The sequence below is a fragment of the Thermosynechococcus sp. Uc genome, from assembly GCF_029335995.1.
Lineage (GTDB): Bacteria > Cyanobacteriota > Cyanobacteriia > Thermosynechococcales > Thermosynechococcaceae > Thermosynechococcus.
The window spans coordinates 1-23,474 of record NZ_JARJMS020000059.1; the positions used below are offsets into that span (position 1 = coordinate 1).

The 23,474-nt window shown below is 52.2% G+C and carries 21 protein-coding genes and 1 tRNA gene; 16 read left to right on the forward strand and 6 right to left on the reverse strand.

Annotated features, from left to right (window positions below; translation table 11 throughout):
• Window positions 1-344: hypothetical protein (locus P3X23_RS06700; protein ID WP_300874503.1), on the reverse strand; the 344-nt coding region annotated here is incomplete at its 3' end.
• Between the two features lie 59 nt (window positions 345-403).
• On the reverse strand, window positions 404-1,438 hold the full coding sequence (locus tag P3X23_RS06705) for a Gfo/Idh/MocA family oxidoreductase (RefSeq protein ID WP_300874506.1): 1,035 nt from the start codon (window positions 1,436-1,438) through the stop codon (window positions 404-406).
• A gap of 142 nt (window positions 1,439-1,580) precedes the next feature.
• Here P3X23_RS06705 and queC point away from each other — a divergent pair, with 142 nt between their 5' ends.
• The 5 genes from queC to P3X23_RS06730 all read left to right on the forward strand — a co-directional run bounded on the left by queC (window position 1,581) and on the right by P3X23_RS06730 (window position 6,585).
• Complete coding sequence (gene queC / locus P3X23_RS06710) at window positions 1,581-2,282, forward strand: 7-cyano-7-deazaguanine synthase QueC (protein ID WP_300874509.1); 702 nt, start codon at window positions 1,581-1,583, stop codon at window positions 2,280-2,282.
• A 125-nt stretch (window positions 2,283-2,407) separates the two neighbouring features.
• Window positions 2,408-4,330, forward strand: a complete 1,923-nt coding sequence (dnaK, locus tag P3X23_RS06715) for a molecular chaperone DnaK (RefSeq protein ID WP_300874512.1) — start codon at window positions 2,408-2,410, stop codon at window positions 4,328-4,330.
• Window positions 4,331-4,532: 202 nt separating this feature from the next.
• The gene (locus P3X23_RS06720; RefSeq protein ID WP_011057571.1) at window positions 4,533-4,697 is read left to right on the forward strand and encodes a hypothetical protein; all 165 of its coding nucleotides are present in this window, start codon (window positions 4,533-4,535) and stop codon (window positions 4,695-4,697) included.
• A gap of 22 nt (window positions 4,698-4,719) precedes the next feature.
• Window positions 4,720-5,016, forward strand: a complete 297-nt coding sequence (locus P3X23_RS06725; RefSeq protein ID WP_300874516.1) for a TMEM165/GDT1 family protein — start codon at window positions 4,720-4,722, stop codon at window positions 5,014-5,016.
• A gap of 141 nt (window positions 5,017-5,157) precedes the next feature.
• A complete protein-coding gene (locus P3X23_RS06730) occupies window positions 5,158-6,585 on the forward strand; it encodes a mechanosensitive ion channel domain-containing protein (protein ID WP_300874518.1) in 1,428 nt (475 codons plus the stop codon).
• Window positions 6,586-6,591: 6 nt separating this feature from the next.
• Here P3X23_RS06730 and P3X23_RS06735 read toward each other — a convergent pair whose 3' ends face one another.
• The 3 genes from P3X23_RS06735 to P3X23_RS06745 form a co-directional block, all read right to left on the reverse strand.
• The gene (locus P3X23_RS06735; protein WP_300874554.1) at window positions 6,592-6,966 is read right to left on the reverse strand and encodes a YraN family protein; all 375 of its coding nucleotides are present in this window, start codon (window positions 6,964-6,966) and stop codon (window positions 6,592-6,594) included.
• Between the two features lie 5 nt (window positions 6,967-6,971).
• Window positions 6,972-8,252, reverse strand: coding sequence for a glutamyl-tRNA reductase (locus P3X23_RS06740; RefSeq protein ID WP_300874521.1), 1,281 nt, complete (start codon window positions 8,250-8,252; stop codon window positions 6,972-6,974).
• A 236-nt stretch (window positions 8,253-8,488) separates the two neighbouring features.
• Window positions 8,489-9,790 (reverse strand): valine--pyruvate transaminase, encoded by a 1,302-nt coding sequence (locus P3X23_RS06745; RefSeq protein WP_300874524.1) that lies wholly within the window; start codon window positions 9,788-9,790, stop codon window positions 8,489-8,491.
• Between the two features lie 147 nt (window positions 9,791-9,937).
• On the opposite strand from P3X23_RS06745, the gene P3X23_RS06750 reads away from it, so the two are divergent.
• From P3X23_RS06750 to uvrC, 11 genes are all read left to right on the forward strand, one after another.
• Window positions 9,938-11,224, forward strand: a complete 1,287-nt coding sequence (locus P3X23_RS06750; RefSeq protein ID WP_300874526.1) for an efflux RND transporter periplasmic adaptor subunit — start codon at window positions 9,938-9,940, stop codon at window positions 11,222-11,224.
• An 8-nt stretch (window positions 11,225-11,232) separates the two neighbouring features.
• Window positions 11,233-11,652, forward strand: coding sequence for a VOC family protein (locus tag P3X23_RS06755; RefSeq protein WP_367186543.1), 420 nt, complete (start codon window positions 11,233-11,235; stop codon window positions 11,650-11,652).
• Between the two features lie 55 nt (window positions 11,653-11,707).
• Window positions 11,708-13,201: a leucyl aminopeptidase gene (locus tag P3X23_RS06760; RefSeq protein ID WP_300874531.1), complete on the forward strand. Its 1,494-nt coding sequence runs from the start codon at window positions 11,708-11,710 to the stop codon at window positions 13,199-13,201.
• Window positions 13,202-13,554: 353 nt separating this feature from the next.
• Window positions 13,555-14,283: a 16S rRNA (uracil(1498)-N(3))-methyltransferase gene (locus P3X23_RS06765; RefSeq protein WP_300874533.1), complete on the forward strand. Its 729-nt coding sequence runs from the start codon at window positions 13,555-13,557 to the stop codon at window positions 14,281-14,283.
• Window positions 14,284-14,339: 56 nt separating this feature from the next.
• On the forward strand, window positions 14,340-14,744 hold the full coding sequence (rpsL, locus tag P3X23_RS06770; protein ID WP_300874536.1) for a 30S ribosomal protein S12: 405 nt from the start codon (window positions 14,340-14,342) through the stop codon (window positions 14,742-14,744).
• 55 nt (window positions 14,745-14,799) lie between these two features.
• The gene (gene rpsG / locus P3X23_RS06775; RefSeq protein ID WP_300874539.1) at window positions 14,800-15,270 is read left to right on the forward strand and encodes a 30S ribosomal protein S7; all 471 of its coding nucleotides are present in this window, start codon (window positions 14,800-14,802) and stop codon (window positions 15,268-15,270) included.
• Between the two features lie 74 nt (window positions 15,271-15,344).
• Window positions 15,345-17,420: an elongation factor G gene (gene fusA, locus P3X23_RS06780; RefSeq protein WP_300874542.1), complete on the forward strand. Its 2,076-nt coding sequence runs from the start codon at window positions 15,345-15,347 to the stop codon at window positions 17,418-17,420.
• A 17-nt stretch (window positions 17,421-17,437) separates the two neighbouring features.
• A complete protein-coding gene (gene tuf, locus P3X23_RS06785) occupies window positions 17,438-18,667 on the forward strand; it encodes an elongation factor Tu (protein ID WP_300874545.1) in 1,230 nt (409 codons plus the stop codon).
• A 101-nt stretch (window positions 18,668-18,768) separates the two neighbouring features.
• Window positions 18,769-19,083, forward strand: a complete 315-nt coding sequence (gene rpsJ / locus P3X23_RS06790) for a 30S ribosomal protein S10 (RefSeq protein WP_149819531.1) — start codon at window positions 18,769-18,771, stop codon at window positions 19,081-19,083.
• Window positions 19,084-19,113: 30 nt separating this feature from the next.
• A complete protein-coding gene (locus P3X23_RS06795) occupies window positions 19,114-20,874 on the forward strand; it encodes a M61 family metallopeptidase (protein WP_300874550.1) in 1,761 nt (586 codons plus the stop codon).
• A gap of 13 nt (window positions 20,875-20,887) precedes the next feature.
• Window positions 20,888-22,774 (forward strand): excinuclease ABC subunit UvrC, encoded by a 1,887-nt coding sequence (uvrC, locus tag P3X23_RS06800; protein ID WP_300874552.1) that lies wholly within the window; start codon window positions 20,888-20,890, stop codon window positions 22,772-22,774.
• Window positions 22,775-22,842: 68 nt separating this feature from the next.
• Here the strand turns inward: uvrC and P3X23_RS06805 are convergent.
• A tRNA-Gly gene (locus P3X23_RS06805) sits at window positions 22,843-22,914 on the reverse strand.
• Between the last annotated feature and the right edge of the window lie 560 nt (window positions 22,915-23,474).

The window sequence follows — 23,474 nt, forward strand, 5'->3', positions numbered from 1 at the left end:
AGACTGGCACAGGGACAGTGCACAGGGGGTAGCCCATGACAGGGTAGGGGCACAGGCATTTGGCAGCGGGCACAGGGGGTAATGTCCCAACAGTCGGTGAGTAGTTGGGCAATCGTCTCCGTTGTGTCCTCAAGAAAGCATTCTCCTGCTTGACCAGAGAGCACATAGATCCAGCAGGCCTCAAAGGCTTGACTGTAGCGATCGCCCTGAAGGACAGGTTGCGGCAACACAGTATGCTTCCCACCCCAGATACACAGTCGTTTGCCCAACTGAAACCAGTGGGCGAGATAGGACTTTACCTTGGCTTGGGCAGCCCAAAAGGCACAGCCTTCCAAATCCGTCATTGACACAACCCTCGCTTTGTACTTACTAACCTAGCGCAAGAAAACGAGGGCGATAGAGCCTAGTGAATCAGTGCCGCCAAGGAGGCATCCAACTGCCCCCAACTGTGACCATCAAGGGCTAACTGCTCAATGAGACTGGCCAAGCGCAACGCTTTGAGGGCTTGCTCCCCACCCACCGAGGGGGGGTGACCGCCACGCACACAGTTGACGAAGTGCTCCAACTCTGCATGGAGAGGTTCAATATTGCTGGTATAGACCTTCTCGATCAGGCCGTCTTGGCGGTAGAGGACTTGGCCGTGATCAGTGCTGCAGGAGGCGGTGGTTTTGCGGTGAATGAGAATCTCGTTTTTTAGGAAATCCGCCTCCGTGAGGGAATTTTTGCAGTGGGCGGCAATGCGCCGTTGCTTGCGGTGGGTGACTTTACTGGCAGTGAGGGTGGCAATGATGCCGTTGGCAAAACCCAAGGTGGCAGTCACGTAGTCCAGATACCCGGAATTGGCAGAGCGACTGCCTGCCGCCGTCAGGCGTACCACAGGGGAATTGGTAAGTTCCAGTAGTAGGTCAATGTCGTGGATCATTAAATCAAGAACCACTGAGACATCGTTGGCGCGATCGGAGTAGGGACTCATGCGATCGGCCTCAAGGGCAAGGATTTCCTCTGTGCGTAGGACTTTGCTCAATTCTTGAAATGCAGGATTAAATCGCTCTATATGCCCCACTTGGAGAATGCACTGACACTCCGCTGCCGCATTAACTAGGGATTCTGCTTCGCTAATACTGGCGGCAATGGGTTTTTCCACCAACACATGCACCCCGTGGCGCAAGCAGGTAATGCCCACTTCATGGTGGAGACGGGTGGGTACGGCAATACACACCGCCTCAACATGGGGCAGCAAATCCACATAATTTTCAAAGAATTTCACCCGATATTTGCTGGCGGTATCAATGCCCCGCTCCAGATTCACATCAGAGATGCCCACCAGTTCGACATCTTTAAGTAAACTCAAAACACGGGTGTGGTGCTGACCCATATTGCCAACACCAATGACGCCTATGCGCAGTGGTTCAGGCTGGGGACGGACGGCAAAACTCATGTCTAGTTCTTTACTCCTCTACGCAACCAGGGAAGGGTTTGGTGTTGGCGATCGCCCGCCGTAGGTAAATACCCACAGGATGAACATTTTCAGAAAGATGCTACCACAGCATTGCCAAATGTAAAGTTTTTCATAGACAGGTATGATGACGACACAAAAGGCCGTTGTGTTGCTCTCAGGCGGGTTAGACTCCAGCACCGTCTTATTTCGTGCCAAAACTCTAGGCTATGTCTGCTATGCTCTCTCCTTTGACTACGGACAGCGCCATCGGCGGGAGTTAGGGGCGGCAATTGCCATTGCAACCGCCGCCGGCGTAGTTCAGCACCAAATTCTCTCCCTCAATTTGCAGTTGTGGGGTGGCTCTGCATTGACCGACTCAACCATTGACCTGCCTTGGGATCGGGATCTGGCCACCATGAGCCAAGAGATTCCCATCACCTATGTTCCCGCCCGCAATACGATTTTCTTGAGTGTCGCCCTCGCCTATGCCGAAGCCCTCGGAGCGCAAACTGTGCATATTGGCGTCAATGCCCTTGATTATTCTGGCTATCCCGACTGTCGCCCCGACTATATTGCCGCCATGCAGGAGGTCTATCGCCTTGGCACCAAGCAGGGGCGTGAAGGTCAGCCCATTGAAATTGTGACGCCCCTCATTGCACTTCACAAAAAAGACATTATTCGCCTTGGCAATGAATACGGCGTACCTTGGGAAAAAACATGGTCGTGTTACAGCGAAGGGGAACAGGCCTGTGGTCGCTGCGATGCCTGTCGCTTGCGTCTAGCCGCCTTTGCCGAATTGGGTCTCGTTGATCCTTTGCCTTACGCGGTTGACCACCCGTTGTAGGTTCGGTAAATCCCCCTTTTGCTCATAGCAGGAGCGATCGCACTATAGGAAAGAGAGAGGGTTAAGCCCAATATGGGTGCTGTGCCCCGCATCAAAGTTAGCCTGCAAAGGGAGTTTTCGTCGCTATGGCAAAAGTTGTCGGAATTGATCTGGGGACCACCAACTCCTGTGTGGCCGTCATGGAAGGGGGCAAGCCCACGGTTATTGCCAATGCTGAAGGGTTTCGGACAACGCCCTCCGTTGTTGCCTACACCAAAAATGGCGATCGCCTCGTGGGTCAAATTGCCAAACGGCAAGCAGTGATGAACCCCGAAAATACTTTTTATTCTGTGAAGCGCTTTATTGGCCGTCGCTTTGATGAGGTGACCCACGAAACCACTGAGGTCTCCTACAAAGTGTTGAACGTCAATGGCAATGTCAAGCTGGACTGCCCTGCCCTTGGCAAACAGTTTGCCCCCGAAGAAATCTCTGCTCAAGTCCTGCGCAAACTCAAAGAAGACGCCAGCAAATACCTTGGTGAGGAAGTCACCCAAGCGGTGATTACCGTTCCTGCCTATTTCAACGACTCGCAGCGCCAAGCCACCAAAGATGCTGGCAAAATTGCTGGTCTTGAAGTACTGCGGATCATTAACGAACCCACCGCCGCCTCCTTGGCCTATGGCCTTGACAAAAAAGCCAATGAAACCATCCTCGTTTTCGACCTTGGGGGTGGTACCTTTGACGTGTCCATTCTCGAAGTGGGTGATGGCGTGTTTGAAGTGCTCGCCACCTCTGGGGACACCCACTTAGGCGGTGACGACTTCGATAAAAAAATTGTGGACTACTTAGCGGAGTCCTTCCGTGCCCAAGAAGGCATTGACCTACGCAAAGACAAACAAGCACTACAACGGCTTACGGAAGCGGCAGAAAAAGCCAAGATTGAACTCTCTAGCGTCATGCAAACGGAAATCAACCTGCCCTTTATTACCGCAACGCAGGACGGTCCTAAGCACCTTGACATGACGCTCACCCGCGCTAAATTTGAGGAACTCTGCTCTGATCTAATTGATCGTTGTCGCGTCCCCGTCGAGCAAGCCCTCAGGGATGCCAAACTCAGCAAAGAGCAGATTGACGAAGTGGTCTTGGTGGGAGGTTCCACCCGCATTCCCGCGATCCAAGAGCTGGTCAAACGGCTATTGGGTAAAGACCCCAACCAGAGTGTGAACCCCGATGAAGTGGTGGCTGTGGGTGCCGCCATTCAAGCTGGGGTGCTGGCAGGGGAAGTGAAGGATATTCTCCTCCTCGATGTCACGCCTCTGTCCTTAGGGGTAGAAACCCTTGGTGGTGTGATGACCAAAATCATCCCCCGCAACACCACAATTCCAACGAAGAAATCCGAGGTCTTCTCCACTGCTGTTGATGGTCAAACCAATGTGGAAATCCACGTCCTGCAAGGGGAGCGGGAAATGGCTGCCGACAACAAGAGCCTCGGTACCTTCCGTTTGGACGGTATTCCTCCGGCACCCCGTGGCGTTCCCCAAATCGAAGTCACGTTTGATATTGATGCCAACGGTATCCTCAACGTAACCGCTCGCGACAAAGGCACAGGCAAGCAGCAGTCCATTAGCATTACAGGCGCCTCAACGCTGCCCAAAGAGGAAGTGGAACGTATGGTGCGCGAAGCGGAAATGAATGCTGCTGCTGATAAAGCCAAACGCGAGAAAATCGAGACTAAGAACCAAGCGGAGCAGCTTTGTTATCAGGCGGAAAAACAGTTGGGTGAGTTAGGGGATAAAGTCTCCAGCAGCGATAAAGACCGTCTTACCTCCCTCATTGCTAACCTGCGTGCGGAAATCGGCACTGAAACTGAGAAGAAGCCCGTTGAGTCCATTGACTTTGGACGGGTGAAATCACTGATGCAGGATTTGCAACAAACCCTCTACAGTGTCGGCTCCAGTGTCTATCAAAGTGCTCAGTCCAGTGATGGAACTGGTTCCAGCAGCAGCGGTAGCAGGGGTAGTGGCGGTGATGACGAAGTGATTGACGCTGAGTTCTCGGAAACTAAATAGCCTCGCCCATTGGCAACTTTCTGCCAGAACAAGACTCCTCCTCCCCCTAGGTCAATGCCTAGGGGGGTTATTTCCTTTGGTGCAGTATGCTTGCAGCTTTTTCTAGGGGGCTTCTTGTCTTCAGGGGAAAATTCCGATAGAATACGTAGACTATACTTAAATTTCGTTGAATGCTAAGACCACCCCTACCACTGAGGTAAGCATGGCCAAACGCCGCAATCCCAAGAAAGAAAAAGCGCTCCGTAACCAAGCCTATGCTCGCAAGTTTCGCAAGCGTTCTTCGGGTCGCTACAGCCGCCGCCTAAATACAGAAAATCGCCCAGAGACGAAGACCACTGAAACTGTTGAGGAAATGACGGACGCCTAGAGGGCACTCAGTGATTAAGCGGATGAAGCGCGCGTTGCTATGGCGAGAGTTCGGAGTTGCATTTTTAACTGTCTTTTTGGCTGAATTTGCCGATAAGACTCAAATTGCTATATTTTTCATGGCTGCCCGCGCTGCCTCTCCTTGGCTAGTATTTTTGGGAGCAGCTTTAGCCTTAGTGACGACTAGTTTAATTGGGGTATTGATTGGTTGCTGGTTGTCACAGTATCTCTCAGAACAGCGATTACAAACACTGACGGGCAGCAGTTTCTTAGCGATCGCCCTTTGGCTATTGTGGGATATGCTGCACCCAAGCCTTTGATCACTGAAACACTTGAGGTATGGAGCGAGAAAGTTCCTTCAGTTGATGGTCGCCCCCTGCTAAAGTGAGGGGGCTAGCTTGGGCACGCTCATTATTTTGGGCACTGTCTAAGTGTGTGAACACCTGAGGAGACTGTGGAGAATGCCATCCCAAGTCATTGAACTGTGGTCCTCGTTTATTGGCATTGCCGATGCACCTTTGTTTCGCCTTGGGCGGGAAACCATTTCCCTGCGTTGGCTGTTTCAGGTGGTGCTACTCCTCATCCTCGTTGCAATTCTGGCACGCTTTTTTAAGGGAGTGCTGAAAAATCAACTCCTACCCCGCCTTGGTTTAGACCTAGGCAACCGCGAGGCCATTTCCACTGTAATTAGTGGTGCCGGGGGGGCACTGGGCTACATTATTGTTTTGCAAGCAGTGGGAATTAATCTTGATTCCCTAGCGGTGATTATCGGTGGCTTAGGGGTGGGGGTTGGTTTCGGTTTGCAGGATGTTACCCGCAATCTCATCAGTGGCCTGACGCTCCTCATTGAGCGCAAAGTCCGTGTCGGTGACTTTGTGGAAATTGAAAACATCAGTGGCTATGTTCAAGAAGTTTCAATGCGAGCCACGGTAATTCAAACTTTTAACGGTTCCAATGTGGTGGTACCCAATACCTACCTTGCCGATAGTCCAGTGCTGAATTGGTACTATGAAACCCATCGCGGTCGCATTGATATTCCCATTGGGGTGGCCTATGGAACGGATCCAGTTTTGGTGACGGAAGTCTTGCTCAACATTGCGCATTCTGAGCCAGAGGTTCTCAGGGAGCCAGCCCCTCGGGTGATCTTCCGTGAATTTGGTGATTCTGCCCTTAAGTTTGAACTCTGGGTATGGACGGATGCCATTGAGCGGCACGTCTTTATTAAAAGCAGTCTTAATTTCAAGATTGATTACTATTTTCGGCAGCACAATATCTCAATTCCTTTCCCCCAAAGGGAGCTGTGGATTCGCAATGCTGCGGCTCTCTCTTCCTCTGCCGAGTCGGGGGAAACGAGGGACATGCCCTTGGCACCGGCAACCCCTTCCCTGAGATTTCTGCTGCGGCAGGTGAGCTATTTTCAGTGCATGAATGATCTGCAATTACGCTTTCTCATTGAATCAGGCTACCGCAAGCACTTGAGAGCAAAGGAGATTTTGTTCCGTGCTCAGGAACCAGTGAGTAACTTCTACATCGTGTTGCAGGGACAAATGGCAGCGGTCTATGAGGAGAATGGCGAACTCAAGCCGATGATGACGTTTAATGTAGGAGAGCACTTTGGCGAGCTACCACTGATGCTGGGGGTGGCCTGTCCAACAACAATGATGGCCATGATGGATACGGTGTTGTTTGTTTTGCCTAGGGAGGGATTTGAACAGTTGCTAAAAGAACACCCTTCCCTTGCCGATGATATTGCGGTGGCGATCGCTCGCCGTCAGGATGTGCTGGTGCAACATCAACAGGAGCTGCGGCAGTTGAGTGGCCAAGAGGAGGATCAAAGCCGTCCCATTCAGTGGATTCGCAATCGCTTGCAAAAGCTGCTCAATTGGTAAATCTCTTCAATCAGTGCAATCCAGTGTAAATGCGTGCTCCAAGTATTGGTGCAGCCGATAGATACCTCCTTGGTATCGCACCAAGGCGACATCGAAGCAACAGGGGCGATCCTGCCACTGGGGTTGACATTCTAGGAATGCTTGGGCGGCCAAGATGAGTCTTCGTTGTTTGCTAGGGGAAATGGCAGCGAGGCCATCGCTATCCCAGTTGTAGGAACGGCGGGTTTTCACTTCCACAAAGTGCACCGCTCCCTCCGCATCGCAGGCCACAATATCCAGCTCACCCCAAGGGCAAAGCCAGTTCTGAGCCAAAATTTGATACCGCTGGGTTTGCAGCCATGCGGCGACCACTGCTTCTCCGCGATCGCCCACGTGGCGCATCAACCTTAAGCTTCGATGGGTTTGAGATTGAACAAGTCTTGGAGGGTCTGCATAGCGCGTTGACGACTCTCTAGATCCCGTTGAGATTGCAGTTGCACTGTCGGGTCATGGAGAATCTTGTTGATAATTGTGCGCGTCATTGCCTCAATGACCCCTTGGTGCTTATCAGCAAACTCACTACCCAAGCGAGAGAGGGCTTTTTCCAGTTCTTGAGTGCGGATAGCTTCCATTTTTTGGCGCAGACTGCGGATGGTCGGAATTGTTTCTAGGGCGTGCCACCAAGCCAAAAAGGTCTCTAATTCCTCCTCAAGGATAGCCTCGGCCTCTTGAGCCAATTGGCGTCGCGCCTCTTGGTTTTGGGCGACAACGGCTTCGAGATCATCCACGTTAAAAAGCTGGACGCTGCCCAATTCCGTCACATTGGCATGGACATTGCGGGGCACAGAAATATCAATGATGGACAGGGGGCGATCGCCTGTGAGCACTGACCCTAAATTCTCCCGATCCAAGAGGGGTTGTGTTGCGGCTGTGCCCGTAAAGACCAAATCCATGGCGGCCACAATCGGCAGTAGATCCGTCATGGTAAAGAGTTCAAAGCGCACTTCAGGAAACTGCTGCGCGAGCTCCTGTGCCCGTTCTAAGGAGCGGTTGATAATACTAATTTCCTTGACGCCGCGGGCAATTAGGTGCTGCACCAGCAAGCGGGACATTTTACCCGCACCGACAATGGCAATACGGCAATTTTGGAGATTCTGCAACCGCAGATCTGCCAGTTCCACCGCTGCTGAACTAATAGAGACTGCGCCTGTTCCAATACTAGTTTCTGTACGTACCCGCTTACCGGCAGCGATCGCCCCTGTAAAGAGACGATTGAGAATCGAACCAATGGATTTGTACTGCTGCCCCAACTGATGACAGCGTTTCACTTGGGAAAGAATTTGTCCTTCGCCAATCACCAAGCTATCCAGACCCGATGCCACCCGCATGAGGTGCATGACTGCATCCTGATGCAGCAGGATAAAGAGATAGGGACGCAGCTGGGGCAGGGGAATGTGGCTCCACTCACTGAGAAACTGATGCACTTCCCGTACCCCCACCTCAGTGTCACTGGTAACAATGTAGATTTCTAAGCGGTTACAGGTGCTGAGGATAGTGGCTTCCTGAATATGGGCGTAGCCGCATAGATGTTGCAGTGCCCGCTCCCGCACATCCTCTGGCACACTCAATTTTTCGCGCACATCCACAGGGGCGGTTTTGTGACTCAGGCCAATGACAGCAATATTCATAAGAATCGGTTAATGTTTGGCTGCAACTCCATCAATTGTTGTATCAAGATTTTTGAGCCTCCTTCACGCTTGTTTGCAAGTCTTTACCAAAGGCTGCCGCTGCCCCCATAGCCGCACTCCCGTCAGTGCTTGTCTCCTGGGGATTAGCCCGCTGAGCAGGTTGTTAAAACCCTACGGGGGGAACTCTAGAAAATGTGCCAAGGCCTATCTAACGGCTGTTTGGCGGCTCCACCATTTTAGGCAAAGAGGTCGGAATAGGAGCGGCTAGGGGATTCCTGATAGACTTGTGTAATTGTGGCAGCGAGTCGCTCCATGCCAAGAGCAATTTCCTCATCACTGGCGGTGAGACTAATGCGTAGGCACTCCTGTTTATGGCGCCACGGCTCGGTCAAGCCAGGGAAAAAGGAACTGCCGGGGACGACAATCACCCCTGCCCGTTTCAAGTGTTGATACAATTCCCAATCTGTCATGGGTAAGTCCCGCAGCCACAGCCATGCAAAAATCGCCCCCTCACCACGATGTAAAAACCAAGGAATGTCGTCGGGAAAGGCGGTGCGCAGGGTTTCTTCGAGAACTGTCAACTTGCGCTGATAGAAGGGACGAATGACGTTGACGGACACTTCAGCTAGGGCACCATTGGCAATAGCCAAAGCAGCGATCGCCTGACCGTAGCGCGAGGCATGAATACAGGCATTGGTTTGAAAGGCTTCCAGAGCGCTCAAGATCTCGCGATCGCCAATGGCAATTCCCACCCGCTCCCCCGGTAACCCTGCCTTGGAGAGGCTGAAACAGTGGACAATATTGCCACCAAAGATAGGGGCGAGTTCGGTAAAGTTCAAACTGGGATAAGGAGGACCATAGGCAGCATCAATGAACACAGGAACACCGTAGGGTACGGCCAGATCCGCAATTTGCCGTACTTCTAAATCGGTGAGCACATTCCCCGTTGGATTGCAGGGGCGAGAGAAGATAATGCAGCCGGTTGTCTTGTCAATCTGTAGTTGTTGAAAGTCTGGCCGATACTTAAACGTGTGATCTGTTTCAAAAATCTCAAGGCGGGGGCGATAGGCAACAACGGTATCGGGGCTGAGGCTGACGCCGCCGTAACCAGTATATTCTGGACTCAAGGGAAGAACAACTTTCTTTAATTCGCCGTTAGTGCTAAGGCCGCCAAAGGCATTGGCTGCAAAAAAATAAATGGCCTGACTGCCGGGCGTAACCAAGACATTGCGCTCCGTCAGGCTTAAACCATAGCGGCGATTAAAATCATCCACCACAGCGGCAATAAGTGGTTCATACCCTTGGCTTGTGCCGTAGCGGCAGACAACTTGACCAAATTCTGGACTGGCCATTAGTTCGTGGGTACAGTCCCGCCACAGTTGCTCCACTTCAGGGAGAATCAGGGGATTGCCTGCACTCAAGTTAATTAGGTCTTGACCGCGGTTGAGGCGCAGCGTCTCGATAATATCCTTCATAATTGCCCGAACTCCCGTCAATTGAGACATTTGCTGGCCAATCTGGGAGAGTGCAGGATTCATAGGCAAAGGACATAGACAGTATTGGTTAGGATAGCATCTGCACTGCTGTTGAGGGAGAGGTGAAACCAATAGACACCGCCAATACAGTCATTCGACTGGGTGACTGTAACATAACGTTAGAATAGAGCAAGATATTGTAAAAGATGCATGGCAGCGTTTATCCCCTTTGTTGGTAAGCTTCACTCCCCTTGGCGATCGCTAGTGATTGGGGTGATTGCTGCTGGCGTGATTGGCAGCGGTGGACTGTGGTGGTGGCGATCGCGACAAACGCCCCTTGATCTGGATCGCTACACTGTACCGGTTCAAGACAGTCGCGATTTGATGGCTCGGATTGCTGCCACTGGCAAAGTAGTACCGGTACAAACTGTCAATATCAGTCCCAAGCGGGCAGGTTTGCTAGCGGAACTCTACGTTGAGCAAGGAGATCGGGTCAAAGCGGGTCAAATCATTGCCCGTATGGACAACCGCGATGAGCAGGCGCAACTCGCTCAGGCTCAGGCTAATCTGGCCGATGCCATTGCCCGTCGCGATCGTGTTGTTGCCGGCAACCGGGCTGAGGAAATTGCCCAAGCGGCAGCTCAAGTACAAGCAGCGGCCACCCGTGCCCGATTGGCAGAAGAACGCCTGAAACGCAATGAATTGCTCGCGGCGGAAGGTGCTATTCCCCGCGATACCCTTGACGAACTAAAAGCAAATCGGGATAGCGCGATCGCCAACCTGAATGAAGCGCAAAAGCGGCTGCAACTGCTGCAGCGCGGCGCCCGCAGTGAGGAGATCCGCCAAGCAGAAGCAACCGTCGCTGCTGCCCAAGCCCAAGTCCAAGCCGCCCGTGCTGCCCTTGAAGATACAGTGATTCGGGCGCCGTTTACAGGCATCATTACCCAGAAGTATGCGAATCCGGGAGCATTTGTTACTCCAACAACCACGGCTTCGGCGACGACCTCTGCCACATCGACCTCTATTGTGGCGATCGCTGAGGGTCTAGAAATTCTTGCTGAAGTACCAGAAGTTGATATTGGCCAAGTGCTGGTGGGGCAACCCGTTGAAATTCGTGCCGATGCCTATCCGGGAGAAACATTTAAGGGGCAAGTGCGCTTAGTGGCACCTGAAGCAGTAGTAGAGCAAAATGTAACCTTCTTTCAGGTGCGCGTTTCCTTGGTCACTGGGCTAGAGAAACTACGTTCTGGAATGAATGTGGATTTAGATTTTCTAGGACCTAAAATTCACAATGCCCTTTTGGTGCCGACAGTGGCCATTGCCGTTGAGCGCGGCCAAACGGGTGTTTATGTTGTGGGTGAGAACAATCGCCCTAAATTTCGCCCTGTCACAATTGGCAGTAGCTGGCAAGATCAAACTCAAATTATCAGCGGTGTCAGTGTCGGTGAGCGCGTCTTTATTGACTTTCCTGAGCGGCTGCGTCCAAAACCAGAGTAGTTATGGCTTTGCACCACGTTTCCATTCGCACCGCCAATATTCAGCAGGCGATCGCCTTTTATGGATGTCTGGGTTTTACAGTGGAGGTTCGCTTTACCACGGGCTATACCCTTGCCTGTTGGCTCAAGGGCTGGCATACCCGCCTCGAACTCCTGCAAGTACCTGAACCCCAGCCGGCTGCCGATCCCTTTCACGATGAACACTACGTCGGCTACTACCATCTCTCCTTTGATCTGAGTAACTATCCCGACCCCCTCGAAACATGGCTCAATCAAGTAGGACAAACGCTGAAGGCAAAGGGTTTACCCTTTGAGTTATTACTGCGGCCGACTCAGCAAGTGATTGGTTCCCACCTCTACCACGTTGCCTTTATTCGGGATTGTGATGGTCTGCCCCTTGAATTTTTGCAGTGTCTGGGTTCCTGCTGAAGGCTAAACGCCGATAAAATAAGAGGGCTGAGAGATTTTTGGGTCGTACATAGGCATGCAACTGCAAACAATGACTACAGCGATTCCCGACTGGTCGGGAGATTTACTGGCGATCGCCACCTTTCAAACGGAAGGCACCCTTACCCTCACCGACCCCTACACGACCCTCGATCAACGGCTCAACGGTCTATTACAAGAACTGATCAACGAAGGGGAATTTCAAGGCAAATCTGGCACCTCTCTGCTGATGCGCCTATTGCCCAACTTCCCCATTAAGAAACTGCTGCTTGTGGGGCTAGGCAATCGCGAGGAATTTAATCTCGAAACCCTCCGCCGTACCGCCGCCACCATTGCCCGCACTGCCCGTCGCGAAAAAGCTAAAACCGCGGCAATGGCTCTCCCCCATGAGACATTAGATGCAGCCGCTGCCGCCCAAGCCATTGCCGAAGGGGTGCTCCTTGCCCTCCACAGCGATGTCCGCTTCAAGTCTGATCCCGAAGCCCACAAGTTACTCCCCTATCCCGAATCTATGACTCTGTTGGCTTTAGGAGAACAAGCAGCGGCGTTAAACCGTGCCCGGCAAATTTGCGACGGCGTGATTTTGGCTCGCGAACTGGTGAATGCCCCCGCCAATCAAGTGACCCCCATTACGCTGGCGGAAACAGCTCAGCAACTGGCAGCGACCTACGGCTTAAGCGCAAAGATTTTGGAGCGGGAGGAATGCGCTGCCCTTGGCATGGGCGCCTTTTTGGGAGTGGCTCAGGCGTCAGATTTGCCGCCGAAATTTATTCACCTCACCTATACGCCTGCGGGCACGGTGCAGAAGAAAATTGCCCTAGTGGGCAAGGGTCTAACGTTTGATTCGGGTGGCCTCAACCTCAAGACCCAAGGGGGCATTGAAACCATGAAAATGGACATGGGGGGAGCCGCCGCGGTTTTAGGTACCGCCAAAGTCATCGGTCAACTCAAACCCCCTGGCATTGAGGTGCACTTTATTATTGCTGCCACTGAAAACATGATCAGTGGGCGTGCCATGCATCCGGGGGATATTCTGACGGCCGCCAACGGTAAAACCATTGAGGTCAACAACACTGATGCGGAGGGTCGCCTCACCCTTGCTGATGCCTTGGTTTATGCTGAAAAACTGGGGGTCGATGCCATTGTGGATTTGGCTACGCTCACTGGAGCCTGTATTGTGGCTTTGGGAGATAACATTGCCGGTCTTTGGAGCAATAACTCAGACTTGGCGCAAGCCCTGCAACAGGCCAGCGATCGCTCTGGCGAGAAATTCTGGCAAATGCCCCTTGAAAACAAATACTTTGAGGGCATGAAATCCCAAGTGGCGGACATGAAAAACACCGGTCCGCGATCCGCAGGCTCGATTACCGCAGCCCTATTTCTACAACAGTTTGTGGATCACACCCCTTGGGCTCATCTTGACATTGCCGGTCCGGTTTGGACGGAAAAAGAGGATGGCTACAATAATCCCTGTGGAACAGGCTATCCTGTGCGCACGCTGGTGGAGTGGCTATGCAGTCTCAGTGCCTAAGGCTAGTTCATGTTGGCTGTGGCCAGACTTTCCACCCCGAAGGGTTAAACTTTGATGTTGCGCCAGCAGCAGCGGGTGTAAAGTTGAGGACTGCCTTTTGCCCCAGGGGAAGTGGATGCTGTTGACGCTTCCTATGTTCTTGAACACTTAAAGGTAGATGAGGCAAAAAGATTCATCCACGACTGTCCTCAACCGTAGGGAAGGAGAACGACCTTGCCCAGTGAGAGGGATGCAACGTCTGCTAGACTTCACGCTACCCTCCGTGATGGCGCACTCGACCTGAAAATCCCTCTAATAGAGAAGAGTAGGAATCCCAGTCCGCTGGGGGGAGAATCTCAAGAGTAGCTTCATTCATGCGATCGCGCCAACGGCTTATTGTTAAAGCTGAGCAAATTCTGGAGCAGGGGGTTACCCTGACAGCCGAGCAGTGGCACTATCTGTATCATGTGCTGCGCCTTAAGCCAGGAGATGAGTTGTGGATTCTTGACGGTCAAGGTCAACGGTGGCTCGGAGAAATTCAAGCAAACACAGTCAAGCTACTGCACCCCGATTGCCGTGAGACGGAACTTGCCACTGAGATTATTCTCTGTCTAGCTCTGTTAAAGGCAGCCAACTTTGAACAAGTGCTGCAGCAGGCAACAGAATTAGGCGTCAAGCACATTCTGCCAATTCAAACGGCGCGATCGCTCCTGCAACCCAGTCCCCACAAATACCAGCGTTGGCAGCGAATTCTCCAAGAGGCCGCCGAGCAAAGCGAGCGTCTTTACGTTCCTACCCTCAGTGCTCCCCTGTCTGTTGCGGAAATGGTGCAGCTTACGCCAAGGGGCTACATCGCCAGTCTCACTGCCTCTCAATTGCTGTGGGATTACTTGCCTCAGATGGATTTTTCCCAGCCCATTTATCTGGCGATCGGACCAGAGGGGGGATGGACAGATTCTGAACTAGAGCAGGTTCTGGCCGCTGGTTGGCAAGCCTTTTCTTTGGGGCAGCGTACCCTGAGAGCCGTCACCGCCGCAATCGCCAGCTTGACCCTAGTGAGCCATTACAGCGAGAGGTATAGAGTGATTCAACAACAGCATTGACAATGCGATGGCCACCTCGATACACTAGAAGTTCGGTGAAATTAATGTAAGCAGCAATGCCCACCATCCAGCAACTGATCCGCCAAGAGCGGGAACTGTTGAAAAAGAAAACAAAATCTCCTGCCCTCAAAAGTTGCCCTCAACGGCGTGGGGTGTGCACCCGGGTTTACACCACAACACCCAAGAAGCCCAACTCTGCCCTGCGCAAAGTGGCACGGGTACGCCTAACCTCCGGTTTTGAGGTGACTGCCTATATTCCCGGTATTGGCCATAATCTACAGGAGCACTCGGTGGTAATGATTCGCGGCGGTCGAGTTAAAGACTTGCCCGGTGTACGCTACCACATTATTCGGGGCACACTGGATACCGCCGGTGTCAAAGACCGTAAGCAAGGCCGCTCTAAGTATGGCGCCAAGCGTCCCAAACCCGGTGAGGCTACTGCTGCTGGCAAGAAAAAATAGTTTCCGAAGTCCACGCTTAAACCTTAAACTTCACTAGAGCAAATCATAAACACCTATGTCTCGTCGCACTCGCGCTCAAAAACGTCCCACTGCCCCTGATCCGGTCTACAACAACGTACTGGTGAGTATGCTGATCCAGCGGGTCATGCTTAATGGCAAAAAGTCCCTCGCCAGTCGCATCGTTTATGATGCAATGAAAACTGTGCAGGAGCGCACTGGTGAAGATCCACTACAAATTTTTGAGCGTGCAGTGAAAAATGCCACACCCCTAGTGGAAGTGAAAGCACGACGGGTGGGGGGTGCCACCTACCAAGTGCCAATGGAAGTGCGTCCTGAGCGTGGCGTTGCCTTAGCCTTACGCTGGTTAGTGCAATTTTCCCGCAAACGTGCTGGTCGTTCCATGTCGGCTAAGCTAGCCAACGAATTAATGGATGCTGCCAACGAAACCGGTAGCACCATTCGCAAACGGGAAGAAACCCATAAAATGGCAGAAGCTAACAAGGCCTTCGCCCACTATCGCTACTAAACCGCTATACGGTTCAAGAGTTGGATACAATTATTTAAGAATTCTAACGTAATGCAACAAACAAGGAGGTAGCTGTGGCACGGACGACCCCGCTAGAGCGAGTGCGAAACATCGGAATTGCCGCTCACATTGATGCGGGTAAAACAACCACAACTGAACGTATTCTTTTCTATTCCGGTGTGGTGCACAAAATCGGTGAAGTGCATGAGGGTACCACGGTTACCGACTGGATGGAACAGGAGCGGGAGCGAGGCATCACGATTACAGCTGCCGCCATTAGCACCTCTTGGAAAGATCACCAGATCAACATTATTGACACCCCCGGTCACGTGGACTTCACGATTGAAGTGGAGCGCTCCATGCGCGTTCTAGATGGCGTGATTGCTGTCTTTTGCTCCGTGGGTGGTGTGCAGCCCCAATCGGAAACTGTGTGGCGGCAAGCTGATCGCTATGGTGTTCCCCGTATTGTCTTTGTCAATAAGATGGATCGCACTGGGGCAAACTTCTATAAAGTCTATGATCAAATTCGCGATCGCCTGCGAGCGAATGCCGTGCCAATTCAACTACCCATTGGTGCTGAAGATCAATTCAAGGGCATCGTTGATTTGGTGCGGCTGCGCGCCAAAATTTACAAAGACGATCTAGGCAAGGAAATCGAAGACACCGAAATTCCTGACGAGATGACTGAACTGGTGCAAGAGTATCGCACCAAGCTCATCGAGGCCGTTGCTGAAACGGACGATGCCCTCATGGAAAAATACTTTGAGGGAGAAGAACTCACAGAAGAGGAAATCCGCACAGCCCTCCGTAAAGGGACAATCTCCGGCACCATTGTGCCGATGCTTTGCGGCTCCGCCTTCAAAAATAAAGGCGTGCAATTGCTCCTTGATGCCGTAGTGGACTATCTGCCAGCCCCCATTGATATTCCTGCCATTAAAGGTCGTCTGCCTGATGGCACAGAAGTAGAACGGGCTGCCGATGACGATCAACCCCTAGCGGCATTGGCCTTCAAGATTATGGCGGATCCCTATGGCCGTCTCACCTTTGTGCGTGTCTACTCTGGCATTCTTAAAAAAGGTAGCTATGTGCTCAATGCCACCAAGGGTAAAAAAGAACGCATCTCTCGTCTAATTGTGCTCAAAGCCGATGAGCGGATTGAGGTAGATGAACTGCGGGCTGGAGATTTAGGGGCTGCCTTGGGTCTGAAGGAAACCTTCACGGGGGATACCCTTTGTGATGAAAGCTCGCCTGTGATTCTAGAATCTCTCTACATTCCAGAGCCGGTCATTTCCGTGGCCGTGGAACCCAAAACCAAGCAGGACATGGAAAAACTCTCCAAAGCCCTGCAAGCCCTCTCTGAGGAAGACCCCACATTCCGCGTCAGTGTTGATCCTGAAACCAACCAAACCGTGATTGCAGGCATGGGGGAATTGCACCTTGAAATTCTTGTGGATCGAATGCAGCGGGAGTTCAAAGTGGAGGCCAATATTGGCCAACCCCAAGTGGCCTACCGCGAAACAATTCGCAAACCCGTTCGTGCCGAAGGCAAATTTATCCGTCAAAGTGGCGGTAAAGGCCAATATGGTCACGTTGTGATTGAAGTAGAGCCTGCCGAACCCGGTACTGGGTTTGAATTTGTCTCCAAAATTGTCGGCGGCGTTGTACCCAAAGAGTACATTCCACCTGCTGAACAAGGGATGAAGGAAGCCTGTGAATCGGGAATTTTGGCAGGGTACCCCGTGATTGACCTCAAAGTCACCCTAGTGGATGGCTCCTACCACGAGGTGGACTCCTCAGAGATGGCCTTCAAGATTGCTGGCTCTATAGCAATTAAAGAAGCGGTCATGAAAGCGAACCCTGTGCTTCTAGAGCCAATGATGAAGGTCGAGGTCGAGGTTCCAGAAGAATTCCTTGGGACAGTGATGGGAGATTTGATTGCCCGTCGCGGTCAAATTGAGGGACAAACCGTGGAAAATGGCATTGCCAAAGTAACCGCAAAAGTCCCTCTCGAACGGATGTTTGGCTATGCCACTGACATTCGCTCGAATACCCAAGGTCGGGGAATTTTCTCGATGGAATTCAGCCATTACGAGGAAGTCCCCCGCAATGTGGCTGAGGCAATCATTGCCAAAAATAAAGGGAACGCATAGTCTATACGAGGAACAACATGGCACGCGCTAAATTTGAACGAACCAAACCCCACGTTAACATTGGTACGATTGGTCACGTTGACCACGGTAAGACCACACTGACTGCAGCCATCACCATGACACTGGCTGCCCAAGGGAAAGCTCAGGCTCGCAAATATGATGAAATTGATGCGGCACCTGAGGAGAAAGCCCGTGGGATTACCATCAACACGGCTCACGTGGAGTATGAGACCGATAAACGTCACTATGCCCACGTGGATTGCCCTGGCCACGCTGACTATGTGAAAAACATGATCACGGGTGCCGCGCAAATGGACGGTGCCATTCTCGTGGTGGCTGCTACCGATGGTGCAATGCCCCAAACCAAAGAGCACATCCTCTTGGCACGTCAGGTGGGAGTGCCCAGCATCGTTGTCTTCCTGAACAAAGTGGATATGGTGGACGACGAGGAACTGTTGGAGCTGGTGGAGCTGGAACTGCGGGAGCTTCTCAATCAATACGAATTCCCCGGCGATGAAGTGCCCATCATCCGTGGTTCGGGTCTGAAAGCCCTTGAAGCGATGACTGCCAATCCCAAAACCCAACGCGGTGAAAATGAGTGGGTAGATAAAATCTACGAACTCATGGATGCTGTGGATAACTACATTCCTACCCCTGAGCGGGATGTGGATAAACCCTTCCTGATGGCCGTAGAAGACGTGTTCTCCATTACCGGTCGTGGTACGGTGGCCACAGGTCGGATTGAACGGGGTCGTATTAAACTCAATGAAACTGTTGAACTCGTAGGTCTGCGGGAAACTCGCACAACAACAGTCACCGGTATTGAAATGTTCAAGAAGAGTCTCGAAGAAGGGATTGCCGGGGACAACGCGGGTCTGCTCCTACGTGGCCTGAAAAAAGAGGATGTGGAACGGGGCATGGTGATTGCCAAACCCGGCTCCATTACGCCCCATACCCAATTTGAGGGTGAAGTGTACGTGCTCACTGAAAAAGAGGGTGGTCGTAAAACTCCCTTCTTTGCCGGCTATCGCCCTCAGTTCTATGTGCGCACCACCGATGTAACGGGTACGATTACCTCCTTCACCGCTGACGATGGCAGTACCCCTGAAATGGTGATGCCTGGTGACCGTGTCAAAATGACCGTGGAATTAATCCAGCCCATTGCTATTGAGCAGGGGATGCGCTTTGCTATCCGTGAAGGGGGCCGTACGATTGGGGCGGGCGTTGTCTCCAAAATCCTGAAGTAGTTATCTTGATGGCCGCTAGCCTTTCTGTTGTGTTAGCGGCCTTTTTCTGTCTAAATTTTTGTTTGATCCTCTCTGAACCTTGACAAGTAAGGAAGATTCCTATGGCTGCTTTACAACAAAAAATTCGTATTCGCCTTAAGGCCTTTGATCACCGATTGCTCGATACCTCCTGTGATCGTATTGTGGATACTGCAAAAAGAACCGGCGCTTCCCCCGTTGGCCCGATTCCCCTACCCACCCGCCGTCGAATTTACTGCGTCCTGCGATCGCCCCACGTGGATAAGGACTCACGGGAGCACTTTGAAACCCGTACCCACCGTCGTATCCTCGACATTTACCAACCTTCGCCAAAAACCATTGATGCGCTAATGAAGTTGGACTTGCCGGCGGGCGTGGATATTGAAGTGAAATTGTAAGCGTTGCCAAAGTCCACTACACTGAGGGGTATGACGCATACGATCGCTCATCCTTCACTTCAGTCCCCTGCCATGGCCTATTCGATTAACTGCCAGCAGGGGCATACCCATCTTTTATGGGTGACGCTGCGATTAACGGCACCGCAAACCGATGTCCTTGATCTGCATTTGCCGGTGTGGACACCCGGCTCTTACCTGGTGCGCGAATATGCACGACATCTTCAAAACTTTGTGGTAACGGCTGCCGACGGCACTTCCCTTGAGTGGTGGAAATGTGCCAAGAATCAATGGCAGGTGGCCTGCACACCCGGTCTGGAACTTGAAGTGCGCTACGCCATCTATGCCCACGAACTCTCGGTACGCACAAACCATTTCGATGGCAGCCACGCTTATTTTAATCCAGCAGCAGTGTGCCTCTATGTGCCGGGGTATCGCGACCAGCCCCTCACGGTCACCATTGAAGCCCCCCCCGATTGGCGGGTTACCACTTCCCTCGAACCCTTGGGTGAGGATGGCTATACCTTTTGGGCGGCAAATTATGATCTGCTGGTGGATAGTCCTTTTGAGGTGGGTACCCACGCTGTTTACACTTTTGAGGTGGCGGGTAAATCCCATGAATTGGCAGTGTGGGGTAAGGGAAATTTTCAGCCAAAGCAAGCGATCGCCGATATTCAGCGGATCATTGCAACCGAGGCAAGTCTCTTTGGTGGCCTACCCTATGATCGCTATGTCTTTATTTTGCACCTCACCCACAAGGGCTACGGCGGTCTGGAACACCTCAATAGCTGTTCATTGATCTTTCATCGCTTTGGCTTCCAGGAACCGGAGCAATATCGCCGCTTTCTCTGTTTAGTGGCCCATGAGTTTTTTCACCTCTGGAATGTCAAGCGCATCCGCCCCCAAGCCTTTGCAGTTTTTGACTACGACACTGAAAATTACACCACTAGCCTCTGGTTTGCTGAAGGGGTGACCAGCTATTTGGATCAACTGATTCCCCTGTGGGCGGGACTGTTTGATGCAGCAGCCTATCTCAAGCTGTTGAGTGAAAGCCTCAATCACTATTTCTATACCCCGGGTCGCCAAGTGCAATCCCTGAGTGCTGCGAGCTTCGACGCTTGGATTAAGCTCTATCGCCCCGATGAAAATAGCATCAATTCCCAGATGTCGTACTACCTCAAAGGGGAGCTGGTGGCGCTGCTGTTAGACCTGCGGATTCGTCTCAACTTTAATCACCAGCGATCGCTCCTTGATGTCCTGCGGCGGCTCTGGCAAGAGTATTGTGAGACGGGTCAAGGCTACACCCCCGATGGGCTGTGGGAAATAATTGAGACCGTTGCCGATGAAGACTTGGGAGTATGGCGGGAGCAGTTCATTGAGGGTACGGCGGACTTACCCCTACAGGAGTGGCTTGCCAAAGTGGGACTGGAGCTGGTTCCTGAGGAGGCACCGCCCTATACCGGCCTTCAGTTCAAACAGGAGCACGGTTCCCTCCAGGTCAAAGCGGTACTGCGGGACTCCCCTGCTGAAGCAGCGGGCTTGGCAGCGGGAGATGAAGTTATTGCCCTCAATGGTTGGCGTGTGACGGCGGAGGACTGGTCGGAGCGCCTGCGGGAATACCAAGCCGGGGATACAATTCACCTGACCTGGTTTCACGATCAGCAGTTGTACTCCAGAGCGTTAACTCTAGGTAACCCCCAGCCCCAGTATCGGCTACAGTGCTCTGCCAATGCCACGACGAGCCAGCGGTCACATTTAGTTGCTTGGTTAGGAGACACCGCAGCATCACTTTAGGGGAGGCGGCAGAATGCTTCAGCCCTTGATTCAGGATCGCAATCGCTTGGAACAGGTACTGCGACAACTTCCCCTGTCCCCCGGCGTCTATTTCTTCAAGGACAAGACCGATCAAATTCTCTACATTGGTAAATCCAAGCGCCTGCGATCGCGGGTGCGCTCCTATTTTCGTCAGCCGGCTCACCTAGGACCACGCCTTGAGCTAATGGTCTATCAGGTGGCGGAAATTGAGTTCATTGTCACCGATACGGAAGCGGAGGCACTCGCCCTAGAGGCTAACCTCATCAAGCAGCACCAGCCCCATTTCAACGTCCTCCTCAAGGACGACAAGAAATATCCCTATCTGTGCATTACATGGTCAGAACCCTATCCCCGTATTTTCATTACCCGCAAGCGCCAGTTTGGCAGTGGCGGCAATACCAGCAGTGATTTCCCCAAGGATCGCTACTATGGTCCCTATGTGGATAGCTTTCGGCTGCGTCAAACCCTTGCTCTAGTCAAGCGTCTTTTTCCCCTGCGGCAACGTCCCCGTCCGCTCTTTAAGGATCGACCTTGCCTCAACTACGACATTGGCCGCTGCCCAGGGGTCTGCCAAGGCCTCATTTCCCCGCAGGAGTATCGGCAAACCCTGCAGAAGGTGGCAATGATTTTTCAGGGACGCACAGGGGAACTGGTGGCGCAGTTGCGGGAACAAATGCTGCAAGCGGCAGCGGATCTCAATTTTGAACTAGCGGCACGGTTGCGGGATCAAATTCGCGGTCTAGAACATCTAGGGGTGGAGCAAAAGGTCTCGTTGCCGGATGATACGGTGTCACGGGATGCCATTGCCCTTGCCCTAGGCGATCGCCATGCAGCCATTCAACTCTTTCAAATTCGTGCCGGTCGCTTGGTGGGACGCTTGGCTTTTGTAGCCGATGCCCAAAGTGGCAGTCCCGGTACCATTTTGCAGCGGGTGCTTGAAGAACACTATGCCCAAGTGGATGATGTAGAAATTCCCAGTGAAATTTTGCTGCAACATCCCCTCCCCGAGGCGGATCTGCTGCGCACCTACTTGAGTGAAAAGAAAGGCCGCGCCGTTACCCTCACCGTACCCCAGCGCCAAGCCAAAGCAGAACTTATTACCATGGTGCAGCGAAATGCGGAATTGGAATTGGCGCGCATTCAACAGGCCAGCGATCGCACCCAAACCGCCCTTGAAGATTTAGCCCAACTCCTTGGCCTTGACGCCCTCCCCCATCGCATTGAAGGTTACGACATTTCCCACATTCAGGGTTCGGATGCCGTAGCCTCACGGGTTGTTTTTATTGATGGTTTACCTGCCAAGCAGCACTATCGCCACTACAACATCCGCAACCCAGAGGTAAAACTTGGCCACGCCGATGACTTTGCCAGCTTGGCTGAGATTCTCTGTCGTCGCTTTGCCCCCTACCTTGAAGGCAAGGGTGACCCCCTAGAGGCTGAGGACTGGCCCGATGTAATCCTCATTGATGGTGGCAAGGGACAACTCTCTGCCGTAGTTGAAGTCTTAGAGCCACTTTTGGGCAATCTCACCCTTCTCAGCTTGGCCAAGCAGCGGGAAGAGATTTTTCTCCCCCATCAACCCCAGCCCCTTCCCGCTGACCCAGAGCAACCGGGAGTGCAATTGCTGCGCCGAGTTCGCGATGAAGCTCACCGCTTTGCCCTCAACTTTCATCGTCAAAAACGTTGCCAACGGCAGCGGCGATCGCACCTCGACCAAATTCCCGGTTTGGGCTATCAACGCCAAAAGGAACTTCTGGCAACCTTTCGCTCCATAGATTACATCCGCATGGCTACGCCTGAGCAGCTGGCGCAGGTGCATGGGGTCGGCCCCCGCTTAGCGGAAAAAATTTACCGCTATTTCCATAATGATGCGCATTAGCACAGAGCTACCTACTGTGCTAGGAAAACGCATCTTTAAGCCACCTTCTTGACTGGGCTCACCTCAAAAGCGGGTAACGCGATTCGAACGCGCGACATCAACCTTGGCAAGGTTGCGCTCTACCACTGAGCTATACCCGCAACAGATTCTTAGTCTAAAAAATCAAAGGACATCTTGTCAAGCCCCACAAGTCTCAGCAGCCCTCAGAAGTGCAAAAACTATGGGCGTACCATACCTTGGCATCGTAGATGTAGGCACTGCCCGCATAGTTATTGAAAAACTCGACTGCAACTTGATCACAATTTTTTCAGCCATTTCCCGCGTCTGGGTGGGCACTTCAAACTTAAGGTTAGCTTAGGCGTCGGCAACATCTTGCAAAAACTGGCCAAGAAGATCCACAGTACTCTTCCTGCTGAACTATCAGCGGCTATCTAGCGAAGCCGCACAAAACCAGACGTTGAAGTTGATAAAAAACGATTGGCGATCGCCCCCTAGAGATCGATGAATGAACAGCAAAAGTATAGTTATTAATCTATATGATTTAAAAAAATTAATGGGAAAATTTAATGGCAAACCCCGAAGCAGAGTACATATTCTAAGAAAAATTACTTTCAAATAAAATCAAGTAATTAAGTTGATCAATTGAAGCTGAAGCGATCGCAACCTGGTCAATGGTTTCTTGATGCGTATGGGCTGGAAA

Bases quoted from the DNA above. Each gene is read 5' to 3' on its own strand.
- P3X23_RS06730 (WP_300874518.1), top strand. From the start codon at position 5,158: ATGCCATCCCAAGTCATTGAACTGTGGTCCTCGTTTATTGGCATTGCC.
- P3X23_RS06725 (WP_300874516.1), top strand. From the start codon at position 4,720: ATGAAGCGCGCGTTGCTATGGCGAGAGTTCGGAGTTGCATTTTTAACT.
- P3X23_RS06705 (WP_300874506.1), bottom strand. From the start codon at position 1,438: ATGAGTTTTGCCGTCCGTCCCCAGCCTGAACCACTGCGCATAGGCGTC.
- rpsL (WP_300874536.1), top strand. From the start codon at position 14,340: ATGCCCACCATCCAGCAACTGATCCGCCAAGAGCGGGAACTGTTGAAA.
- dnaK (WP_300874512.1), top strand. From the start codon at position 2,408: ATGGCAAAAGTTGTCGGAATTGATCTGGGGACCACCAACTCCTGTGTG.
- P3X23_RS06750 (WP_300874526.1), top strand. From the start codon at position 9,938: ATGGCAGCGTTTATCCCCTTTGTTGGTAAGCTTCACTCCCCTTGGCGA.
- rpsJ (WP_149819531.1), top strand. From the start codon at position 18,769: ATGGCTGCTTTACAACAAAAAATTCGTATTCGCCTTAAGGCCTTTGAT.
- P3X23_RS06760 (WP_300874531.1), top strand. From the start codon at position 11,708: ATGCAACTGCAAACAATGACTACAGCGATTCCCGACTGGTCGGGAGAT.
- tuf (WP_300874545.1), top strand. From the start codon at position 17,438: ATGGCACGCGCTAAATTTGAACGAACCAAACCCCACGTTAACATTGGT.
- P3X23_RS06720 (WP_011057571.1), top strand. From the start codon at position 4,533: ATGGCCAAACGCCGCAATCCCAAGAAAGAAAAAGCGCTCCGTAACCAA.
- P3X23_RS06735 (WP_300874554.1), bottom strand. From the start codon at position 6,966: ATGCGCCACGTGGGCGATCGCGGAGAAGCAGTGGTCGCCGCATGGCTG.
- P3X23_RS06765 (WP_300874533.1), top strand. From the start codon at position 13,555: ATGCGATCGCGCCAACGGCTTATTGTTAAAGCTGAGCAAATTCTGGAG.
- P3X23_RS06740 (WP_300874521.1), bottom strand. From the start codon at position 8,252: ATGAATATTGCTGTCATTGGCCTGAGTCACAAAACCGCCCCTGTGGAT.
- P3X23_RS06795 (WP_300874550.1), top strand. From the start codon at position 19,114: ATGACGCATACGATCGCTCATCCTTCACTTCAGTCCCCTGCCATGGCC.
- queC (WP_300874509.1), top strand. From the start codon at position 1,581: ATGATGACGACACAAAAGGCCGTTGTGTTGCTCTCAGGCGGGTTAGAC.
- uvrC (WP_300874552.1), top strand. From the start codon at position 20,888: ATGCTTCAGCCCTTGATTCAGGATCGCAATCGCTTGGAACAGGTACTG.
- P3X23_RS06745 (WP_300874524.1), bottom strand. From the start codon at position 9,790: ATGAATCCTGCACTCTCCCAGATTGGCCAGCAAATGTCTCAATTGACG.
- rpsG (WP_300874539.1), top strand. From the start codon at position 14,800: ATGTCTCGTCGCACTCGCGCTCAAAAACGTCCCACTGCCCCTGATCCG.